The sequence below is a fragment of the Mesorhizobium sp. M1338 genome, assembly GCF_040318045.1.
Taxonomy (GTDB): Bacteria; Pseudomonadota; Alphaproteobacteria; order Rhizobiales; family Rhizobiaceae; genus Mesorhizobium.
In genome coordinates this window covers 96,997-106,783 of the sequence record NZ_JAMYLL010000017.1, presented here as the reverse complement: position 1 = coordinate 106,783, position 9,787 = coordinate 96,997, and the positions used below count along the sequence as shown (strand labels likewise).

At 62.5% G+C, this 9,787-nt stretch carries 10 protein-coding genes; all 10 read right to left on the bottom strand.

What is annotated here, in order from left to right; translation table 11 throughout:
• On the bottom strand, positions 1-448 hold a 448-nt coding region (locus NKH19_RS17490; RefSeq protein WP_352881691.1), incomplete at its 3' end, for a TCP-1/cpn60 chaperonin family protein.
• Between the two features lie 63 nt (positions 449-511).
• Positions 512-808: a co-chaperone GroES gene (gene groES, locus NKH19_RS17485; protein WP_019863563.1), complete on the bottom strand. Its 297-nt coding sequence runs from the start codon at positions 806-808 to the stop codon at positions 512-514.
• A 430-nt stretch (positions 809-1,238) separates the two neighbouring features.
• Positions 1,239-2,222: a 3-oxopimeloyl-[acyl-carrier-protein] synthase BioZ gene (gene bioZ / locus NKH19_RS17480; protein WP_352982476.1), complete on the bottom strand. Its 984-nt coding sequence runs from the start codon at positions 2,220-2,222 to the stop codon at positions 1,239-1,241.
• Positions 2,219-3,484: an adenosylmethionine--8-amino-7-oxononanoate transaminase gene (locus tag NKH19_RS17475; RefSeq protein WP_352982474.1), complete on the bottom strand. Its 1,266-nt coding sequence runs from the start codon at positions 3,482-3,484 to the stop codon at positions 2,219-2,221. Before NKH19_RS17475 ends, bioZ begins: the two co-directional genes overlap by 4 nt.
• The gene (gene bioD / locus NKH19_RS17470) at positions 3,484-4,119 is read right to left on the bottom strand and encodes a dethiobiotin synthase (protein WP_023735844.1); all 636 of its coding nucleotides are present in this window, start codon (positions 4,117-4,119) and stop codon (positions 3,484-3,486) included. Before bioD ends, NKH19_RS17475 begins: the two co-directional genes overlap by 1 nt.
• A complete protein-coding gene (locus tag NKH19_RS17465) occupies positions 4,116-5,270 on the bottom strand; it encodes an 8-amino-7-oxononanoate synthase (RefSeq protein ID WP_352982472.1) in 1,155 nt (384 codons plus the stop codon). The genes bioD and NKH19_RS17465 overlap by 4 nt, the downstream gene beginning before the upstream one ends.
• Entirely contained in the window at positions 5,267-6,265 is a 999-nt protein-coding gene (gene bioB / locus NKH19_RS17460; RefSeq protein ID WP_352982483.1) for a biotin synthase BioB, read from the bottom strand. The genes NKH19_RS17465 and bioB overlap by 4 nt, the downstream gene beginning before the upstream one ends.
• A 94-nt stretch (positions 6,266-6,359) precedes the next feature.
• Positions 6,360-7,214 carry a carboxylating nicotinate-nucleotide diphosphorylase gene (gene nadC / locus NKH19_RS17455; protein WP_023766589.1) on the bottom strand — a complete coding sequence of 285 codons (855 nt, stop codon included), beginning with the start codon at positions 7,212-7,214 and terminating at the stop codon, positions 6,360-6,362.
• A complete protein-coding gene (locus NKH19_RS17450) occupies positions 7,214-8,755 on the bottom strand; it encodes an L-aspartate oxidase (protein ID WP_352982470.1) in 1,542 nt (513 codons plus the stop codon). The genes nadC and NKH19_RS17450 overlap by 1 nt, the downstream gene beginning before the upstream one ends.
• On the bottom strand, positions 8,752-9,726 hold the full coding sequence (nadA, locus tag NKH19_RS17445) for a quinolinate synthase NadA (protein ID WP_352982468.1): 975 nt from the start codon (positions 9,724-9,726) through the stop codon (positions 8,752-8,754). The genes NKH19_RS17450 and nadA overlap by 4 nt, the downstream gene beginning before the upstream one ends.
• Positions 9,727-9,787: the final 61 nt, after the last annotated feature.

The window sequence follows — 9,787 nt, the reverse complement described above, 5'->3', positions numbered from 1 at the left end:
TCGTGCCGACCTGGGCAACTTCCTCGGAGGTCTTGATCTTCTTGGCAGCCTTGCCGAGCGCCGCGACGACTTCGGTCACGGCCAGATCGATGCCGCGCTTCAGGTCCATCGGGTTCATGCCGGCGGCAACGGCCTTGTTGCCTTCCTGGACGATCGACTGCGCCAGAACGGTCGCGGTTGTGGTGCCGTCACCGGCGATGTCGTTGGTCTTCGAAGCAACTTCGCGGATCATCTGCGCGCCCATGTTTTCGAACTTGTCGGAAAGTTCGATTTCCTTGGCGACGGTGACCCCGTCCTTGGTGATGCGCGGTGCGCCGAACGACTTGTCGATGACGACGTTGCGGCCCTTGGGGCCGAGGGTGACCTTCACCGCGTCGGCGAGGATGTTGATGCCGTGAAGCATGCGCTCACGGGCATCGCGGGAGAATTTTACGTCTTTGGCAGCCATTTTTTTACTCCTGGGCATCTCGCCCGAAATTCAGATTTGATGGTGCGAAGGAAAGGCCTGATATCAGCCGATGATGCCCATAATGTCGGATTCCTTCATGATCAGAAGGTCTTCGCCATTGAGCTTGACTTCGGTACCCGACCACTTGCCGAACAGGATGCGGTCGCCGGCCTTGACGTCCAGCGGGACCAGCTTGCCAGCTTCGTCACGAGCGCCGGAGCCGACGGCGATGATCTCGCCTTCCTGCGGCTTTTCCTTCGCCGTATCCGGGATGATGATCCCGCCGGCGGTCTTGGATTCGGATTCGACCCGGCGAACGACCACGCGGTCATGCAGCGGCCGGAAATTCGACTTTGCCATTTTTGGATGTCCTTGGTGCGGATGTTGAACGGTTCTCCGTTGCCGGAGCGTGCTTAGCACTCAGCGGAAGCGAGTGCTAACGCGGCAATGAGATAAGCCGCATGCTCCTGCTAGTCAAGACGAAAGAGCAAAGAGCAAAGAGAAAAGAGCAGACAGCAAAGAGAAGAGAGCAAAGAGCGTGTAAGCATCGAGCCTTTTATGTGAACAATGTCGGGTATCAGACATATATGGGGCGGCTCCCCCTTTGTATTTGAGCTTTATTCAGATGGCACGAATGATGCAACAGGTGATGCATTTGATCTCATCCAGAGGCTCGCACGGGGTCGTGCTGCGTCAGCTCGGTCATGTCGAGCTTCAGAAAGCCATTTTGGCATTGGTTCTGTTGCCCTATTCCCATTCATGACCAGTCCTGCGCGCGTGAGCCGGCCGGCTAGATTCCAACCACGAGAGCGCCGCCGCTGAGACCCGCACCCGCCGCCGACAGAAGGATTTTCTCTCCAGGCTGGAATGGCTCCGTCTGGTTGGCGAGCGAGAGCGACAGCGGGATCGTCGCGGCCGAAGAGTTGCCGTATTCGGCAATCGTCTTGACAATTGCTTGGTCCGCGATGCCGAGGTTCCTCCCGACCGCGTCGAAAATCCGAGTATTGGCCTGATGGGGCACGAACCGGCCGAGATCGTGTGGCCGCACTCCGGCAGCGGCTAGCGCGCTTATCGAGCAATTGGTCATCATCTCGACGGCCTTTGCGAACACTTCGCGGCCGTCCGTCATCCTCATTCGGGTTTGCGCGAGATCGAGGTCACCGTGGAACGGCTTGTTGCTTCCTCCTGCGGGAATCTGGATCAGCCCGTATCGCGAGCCGTCCGAAGCCACAGAGGCACCGAGAATGCCCCGATCAGCATCATCGCACTGACCGATCACCAGGGCGCCGGCGGCATCGGCAAACAGGACCGAGCTTGCGCGCTCGGCTGGATTGATGCGGCGGCTGAGGATATTGGCGGCGATAACAAGGCTCGCTTTGCCGTGCAGGCGGGTAAATCCGTCCGCAAACATCAGCGCATAGATGAAGCCGGCGCAGGCGCCTGTCAGATCCACCGCGCCTGCGCGGCCAAGGCCAAGCTTGTGTGCGACCAGCGGCGCGCTCGGCGGCAGAAGATGGTCGGGCGTCGAGGTGGCAAGCAACAGCAGACCAATGTCGTGGCGCGCAATACCGGCGTTCGCCAGCGCCATGTCGCCGGCCTGCGCAGCAAGACCAGACAGCGTGTCTTCGTCGGTTGCCCAGAAGCGCGACCGTATCCCCGTACGCCTTTCGATCCAGCCTGGATCAAGACCGAGATTGCTCTCGATTTCGGCATTCGCCACCTTTCGCCCAGGCGCATGATGGCCAAACCCGAGAATGCGCGACGACTTGCTCATGGCCTGGACCCGAAGCGTTCGCCCGCCTCCTCAATGGCGTCATAGAGTCGCTCGAGCTCGTCGCCGGTGATGCAATAGGGTGGCAGAAGGTAGAGGACATTGCCGAGCGGGCGCACAAGTAGCCCTCGCTCGAGGAAGAAAGCGCGCAGTTTCGGTCCGATCTCGGCGAGATAACCTGCGGAACCGGTTCGCAGGTCGAGCGCCGCGATCGTGCCGGTCGCCCGGCAGTCGGTGAAGAAGCTGTTGTCGCGAAAGCGTCGAAGCCCGGTGGCCTGCATTGCGCTCAAGGCCGCAATGCGCTCGGCCACCGGCTCGTCCCGCCAGATCTCGACATTGGCAAGTGCTGCCGCGCAGGCAATCGGGTTGGCAGTGTAGGAGCTCGAATGGAAAAACGTCTTCTTCCGGTCCTCGGAATAATGAGCCTGGAAGATGGCATCGGTGGCAAGCGTTACGGCCAGCGGGATGGCGCCGCCGGTCAGGCCTTTCGAGGTGCACAGGATATCTGGAGAGATCGATGCCTGCTCGCAGGCGAACATGGTTCCGGTGCGTCCCCAGCCGGTCATCACTTCGTCGGCGATCAGCAGCGTGCCGGAGGCCTCAGTGATCTTCTTCAATTCGGCCAGAACTGAAGCCGGATACATCAGCATGCCGCCGGCGCCCAGCACCAGGGGCTCGACGATTAAGGCTGCGGCTCGTCGATCGCGGGTCACAGCCTCTAAACGATCCAGCGTCTCCTGCTCGCGCCCCGCTGCCGGAAAGGGGATGGTGTCGACCTCGAACAGCAAGGGTTCGTAGGCGGCGTTGAAAACGCCACGCGCACCGACGCTCATCGTGCCAATCGTGTCGCCATGATAGCTGTGATCCATGACGACGATGCGCGAGCGTGGGGCGCCGATGTTGCGGAAATAACTGAGTGCCATCTTCAGCGCTACTTCGACCGAGGTCGAGCCACTGTCGGAATAGAACACCCAGTCGAGTCCAGCGGGAGCGAGGCCGACAAGCGCCTTGGCCAAGCGCTCTGCCGGCTCGTGCGTGAAACCCGCAAAGATAATCTGGTCGAGGCTCGACGCGGTTGTCTCGATTGCCTTCATGATGCGGGGATGGCGGTGGCCATGTGTGACGACCCACCAGGAGGAGATGGCGTCCAGGATGCGGGCGCCGTCGGCCTTGCGGAGATAGGCGCCTTCAGTCCGGACGATTTCTGGGATCGCAGGCTCGAGCGCGTGCTGGGTGAAGGGATGCCACACATGAGACTGCGACATCAGTCACCTCCAGTAATCGAGGCGAAGGCGAAGCCGGCAATCATTGCGTCCCTCAGTGTCTTGCCGGTCAGCAGATCGAGGTGCGGCAGCCTGCCGAGCTGCGGCGCACCGCTGAATTCCACGATGGTCCGTTGCGTATCGGCCATCTCATCGCCGATGAAAGCGATGCCGGCCAACGGGATGGATCGGGCGCGGAGCGCCTCGATCGAGAGCAAGGTGTGGTTGATGGTGCCAAGCGTGGTGCGGGCGCACAGAATAACGGGCAGCCGCCATTCAGCGAAGATGTCGATGAGCCTTGTGCGCCGGTTAAGCGGCACCATCAGGCCGCCGGAGCCTTCGATGACGAGCGGCGTCGGTAGGACGGGAAAAGCAAGATCGGCAGCCTTGATCGCCACGCCGTCGATCTCGGCCGAACGATGCGGCGACAGCGGGCTCCGCAAGCGGTAGGCTTCCGGCAGCACGCGCTCTGAGGGCAAGCCGGCAAGCCGCGCGACCACTTCGCTGTCGGTCTCGCCGTCGAGGCCCGATTGCACCGGTTTCCAGTAAAAGCCGTCGAGCAAACCGGCGAGCCCAGCCGCAAACACGGTCTTGCCAACTCCCGTGTCGGTTCCGGTGATGACGATGCGTTGGGTCATACCGCCTCCGGTGATGTTTGGGCCAACACCTCGACCAGCGCCTCGACCATGGCGGAAATGTCGGCTTCGCCGATATTGAGCGTCAGTGAGATGCGCAGCCGCGACGTGCCCTCGGGCACGGTCGGAGGACGAATACCGCGTATGTCGAAGCCGCGGGCCTGCAGGCGCGCCGCCACTGCCATGGTGCGCCTGACATCGCCGATTACCAGGGGCTGGATCTGCGAGCCGCTGGGTATCACGCCGCAGCGCTCGGCCAGCTGGCGGCCGGCGAGGGCAACGCGTTCATGCAGCTGAACACGCCGCATAGGCTCGTCGGCGAGCATTGCGAGTGCTTCGCGCACTGCCACTGCCATCAGCGGCGATGGCGCGGTCGCGTAGATGAATGGCCGGCAACGGTTGATCAGATACTCGCACAGTGTCCTCGGCCCCGTCACGAGCCCACCAGATGCGCCGAGCGCCTTGCCGCAGGTATGGAGCGCGACGATGTTGTCGCGGCCCTCGAAAGCGGCGGCAAGCCCCCGGCCGTCCGGTCCCCAGACGCCGGTCGAATGCGCCTCGTCAATGACGATGAATGCCTCGTGCCGATCAGCAAGCGCGACCAGGCTTTCCAAAGGCGCGCGGTCGCCATCCATGCTGTAAAGGCTCTCCACCGCGATCCAGACGCGCCCCATGCCGCCTGCGGCGCGCCAACGCGTGATCGCATCCTCGACAGCGGTGGCATCGTTGTGCGCGGCCAGCACCAACTGTGCGCGCCCGGCCTGCGCACCCTCATGCATGCTGGCATGGGCGAGCTCATCGAGAACCAAAAGATCGCCCTTCTGCGGCAGGGCACTCAGCAGAGCGAAGTTGGCGATGTAGCCGCTGCCGAAGAACAGCGCGCGGTCGGCTCCAAAGAATGCCGCCGCGTCTGCCTCGAGCTGCTCGTGTTCCGGTGCATTGCCGCGCAACAGCCGCGACCCGGTGGCGCCAACCGGCGTGCCCCGCGCAATCGCCGCCACAACAGCATCGCCAAGTCTCCTGGACGAGGCCAGCCCGAGATAGTCGTTCGACGAGAAGTCCAGCCCGGCGCGGGGCGAAAGCGTCCGCAGCCGGTCCTTGCGCGCCAGCCTCTTCAAGGTCGCATCATAACTGGCAAGCGGCGCCCCGTTCATTGCGCTTCGAGTTCCATCGGCTCGATACCAAGGCGCCGGAACAGCAGGGTATCCTTGTCCTCACCGGGATTGTCCGCCGTCAGCAGCGTGTCACCGACGAAGATTGAATTGGCACCGGCAAAAAAGCACAGCGCCTGCATCTCGTCGGTCATGGCGGTGCGGCCGGCGGAAAGACGCACATGCGATTTCGGCATCATGATGCGCGCCAGGGCGATCACGCGCACGAATTCGATCGGCTCGATGGGCTTGGCTTCGGCAAGCGGGGTGCCGGCGATCGGGATCAGCATGTTGATCGGGACGCTTTCCGGCGGCTCGGGTAGGTTCGCCAGCGTCACCAGCATGTCGATCCGGTCCACCGGATCTTCGCCCATGCCGACAATACCGCCGCAGCAGACCTTGATGCCGGATCGACGAACCTGCTCAAGCGTGTCGAGCCGCTCGGCATAGCCGCGCGTGCTGATGATCTCGCTGTAGTAGCGTTCCGACGTATCGATGTTGTGGTTGTAGTAGTCGAGGCCCGCTTGCTTCAGTCGAGCGGCTTGCTCAAGATCGAGCATGCCGAGCGTCATGCAGGTCTCCATGCCCAGCGCCTTGACGCCCTCGACCATCGCCACCATCGCATCCATGTCGCGCGCCCTGGGGTTTCGCCAGGCCGCGCCCATGCAATAACGCGTGGCGCCGGCATCACGCGCCTTGGTCGCCTCGGCGATGACGCGCCGGACCTCCATCAGCTTCGACGCCTTCAGGCCGGTTTCGTGACGCGCCGACTGGCTGCAATAGCCACAATCCTCCGGGCATCCTCCCGTCTTGATGCTGAGCAGCCGGCTGAGCTGGACCTTGTTTGGATCGAAATTCTGGCGGTGCACCGTTTGCGCCAGGAAGAGGAGATTGTTGAAGGGGGCATGGTAAAGTGCCTGAGCCTTCTCCAGGGTCCACGCTCCGGGGTCAGGGGATTGAGCCTGTGAAGATGTCTGCGTTGAACTTGCCGTTTGCATGTCCATGCTGTTCCTCCGGTCCGTCTTGCGGGGTCTTTGCTATCTGACTGTTGACGATCGGAGAGGACAGTTGACCCAATCCTGACTCAGACAATCATGAGCCCCGATGGTCGAGGCCGATATCCAGGATCGGCGCGCTGTGGATGAGTCGGCCGACCGAAATCAGATCAACGCCGGTCGCGGCAACCGCCCGCGCTGTATGGGACGTGATCCCGCCAGAAGCCTCGGTGATAGCGCGGCCACCGACCATTGCGACGGCGCGGCGAAGATCGGGGAGGGACATGTTGTCGAGCAGAACCGCATCGGGAGCGAAGCCAAGTACCTCCTCCAACTGGGCCAGAGTATCGACTTCGACTTCGATCTTGACGAGATGACCGGCCGCTCTTCGTGCTCGCTCGAGCGCTGGGCGGACGCCGCCTGCGATGGCGATGTGGTTGTCCTTGATCAAGATTGCGTCGTCCAGACCGAAGCGGTGATTGGACCCGCCACCTGCGCGCACGGCATACTTTTCGACTGCCCGCAATCCGGGCGTCGTCTTGCGGGTGCAGACGATCTTCGCGCCATACCCACGAACCGCAGCGACGATCGATGCCGTTGCCGTGGCGATGCCGCTCAGATGGCACAAAAAATTGAGTGCCGTCCTTTCGGCTGTGAGAATGGCCCGGGCCGGGCCAACCACTGATGCAATGATCTCTCCATCCACGACATTGCAGCCGTCTGCGCGCTCCACCGAGATTTCGACAGCAGGATCAATCAAGCCGAAAGCGAGCATCGCCAGATCGAGGCCGGCGACAACTCCGGACTGTCGCGCCACCAACACGGTTCCCGCTTGGTATTCCTTCGGGACGATGGCCTGCGTGGTCAAGTCGCCGGCTCTGCCAAGATCTTCAAGAAGAGCTGCCCGTACAAGCGGCTCAAGCACGACCGTGGGTAGCGGTGAAAGTGTCATCACTTCGGCCCTTCGAGACTTGGCGAGTGTCCGAGTCCCCGCGCTGTAGCCAAGGCGGCTTCGAGGGTGATTTCGGACCGTCGGGCGGCAGTCGCATGATGAGGAAAATCTGTCCGGTAATGAGCGCCGCGGCTTTCTTCGCGCAACAAGGCGGCAACCGCGATCATTAGCCCGACAGCCGCCGGATCCGAGGCCGCGTCCTTGCTTTCGGCGAGCGGCAATAAGGCACGTGTGGCTGCTTTCAAACCTTCACCATCCCGGACGATGCCGAGTGCGCGCGACAGGAAAACACGCACGGGTATCGGAGCGGGCGGTGGGTAAACGTTGGCAAACGCAGGCCTTGTTCTGCGCGCAGGCGCCCCGGCGACACTTTCAGCGACCCAGCGGGCGCACACGATGGCTTCTGTCAAGGAATTGCTGGCGAGCCTGTTGGCGCCATGCAGTCCTGTCGAAGCGACTTCACCGCAGGCCCACAGCCCCTTGACGGAGGTTCTGCCGGAGCTGTCCACGGCAACGCCACCCATGTGGTAGTGTTGGGCCGGCCGAATGGGGATGAGATCGCGGGCGGGATTGATGCCCGCTCCACGACAGGCTGATGCGATTGTCGGGAAATGTCGAGCGAATGCCGGGCCAGGCCGTTGTCGGACGTCGAGAAAAACACGGTGGCCGTCCGCAAGATGGTTCCACACGGCCCGGGCCAAGACATCGCGAGGCGCAAGTTCCGCCCCTGGCACGCTCTGGAGAAAAGCCTGGCCGGTTTCATCGATCAGGGCAGCACCTTCGCCTCGGACAGCCTCGCTGACCAGCGCCATAGGGCGTTCCGGGCCGTCAAGCGCGGTCGGGTGGAACTGGATGAATTCGAGGTCGGCTAGGACAGCTCCAGCGCGGGCCGCAAGTGCAAGGCCTTGTCCGCAACTTCCCCAAGGGTTCGTGGTGTCGAGAAACAGTCCCCCGATGCCACCGGTGGCGAGGACGACCCGCCGTGAGCCGAAGAAGAAAGGTCCGATCGAACAGCTCGCCCAGACGCCCCGGATCGCATTCTCTCGCACGGCCAGCCGGCGCGCTTCCACGCCCTCCACGACAACTATCGACGGAGTGGAACGCACAGCCGCGATCAGGGCACGCATGATCTCACGCCCGGTGCCGTCCCCATGCGCATGAACGATGCGACGTCGGCTGTGTGCGGCCTCCAATCCGAGGCACAGTGATCCTTTCGGCGTGCGGTCAAAGGGAACCCCAAAGGCCGCAAGCCCCTCTATCGCCTTGGGCGCGGCTTGGAGGATGCGGCTCGCCACGTCTCTGTCGCAGAGACCATCCCCGGCAGCAAGCGTATCGGCCAGGTGCATTGCCGGATCGTCGTCTTCGCCGAAACTTGCAGCCAGACCCCCCTGTGCCCAGGTGCTCGAATTGTCAGCTCCCAGCAGCGACCTTGACAGAAGAAGCACCGGCTCCGGCGACAGTTGAAGCGCGGTCATCAGTCCGGCGATGCCGCCGCCGATGATGATGGGACGCCCGAAGAAGCTGCGGAGGTCGGCGCTCAAACTGCCAGCATCCGTCCGACCGCAAGCCGCGCGCGCCCGGCGATCCCGGGTTCGATGGTTACGACATGTTGGTTCTGCTCGAGCGCCGTGCGGATGTTGGCAAGCGTGATCCGCTTCATGTGCGGGCACAAATTGCAGGGCCGGATGAACTCGACCTCTGGGTGCGCTAACGCGACGTTGTCGCTCATCGAGCATTCCGTCATCAGCACGACACGTGGCGGCCTTTGCCTTTCGACATAGTCGGACATGGCAGCCGTCGAGCCGGAAAAATCTGCTTCAGCCACGACGTCGGGCGGGCATTCGGGATGGGCGAGCACGACCACGCCGGGATGGCTTTCGCGCAACTCGCGGATGTCGGCCGGTGTAAAGCGCTCATGCACCTCGCAATGCCCTTTCCAGGCGATGATCTGTACATCGGTCTGGGCGGCGATATTCTGGGCCAGATATTCGTCCGGCAGCATGATCACCCGGAGAACCCCAAGGGATTCGACGACCGCCTTGGCGTTGCCGGATGTACAGCAGATATCCGACTCGGCTTTCACTTCGGCCGACGTGTTTACATAAGTAATGATCGGAACGCCGGGATAACGCTGGCGCATCAAGCGCACGTCTTCTGCCGTGATTGATTCCGCCAACGAGCAACCGGCGCTGAGATCCGGAATGAGCACGGTCTTGTCCGGATTAAGGAGCTTGGCCGTTTCGGCCATGAAATGGACGCCGGCCAGCACGATGACTTGCGCCTCGATCGTCGCAGCCGTGCGGGCTAATGCCAAGCTGTCGCCGACGATGTCGGCCACGCAATGGAAAATCTCGGGCGTCTGATAGTTGTGCGCCAGGATGATGGCGTTGCGCTCGCGCTTCAGTGCAAGGATCGCCTCGATATCGTCGACGAAAGCCGGCCATTCGATCGGCGGGATCACTCGCCGGACGCGCTCGTAGAGCAACGCGGCCGCAGGCAGCATGGCGCTCATCAACCCTCTCCCGCTTATACTCTAATTGAAAATAACCAGCATATACTTGCTGTGAGTATAA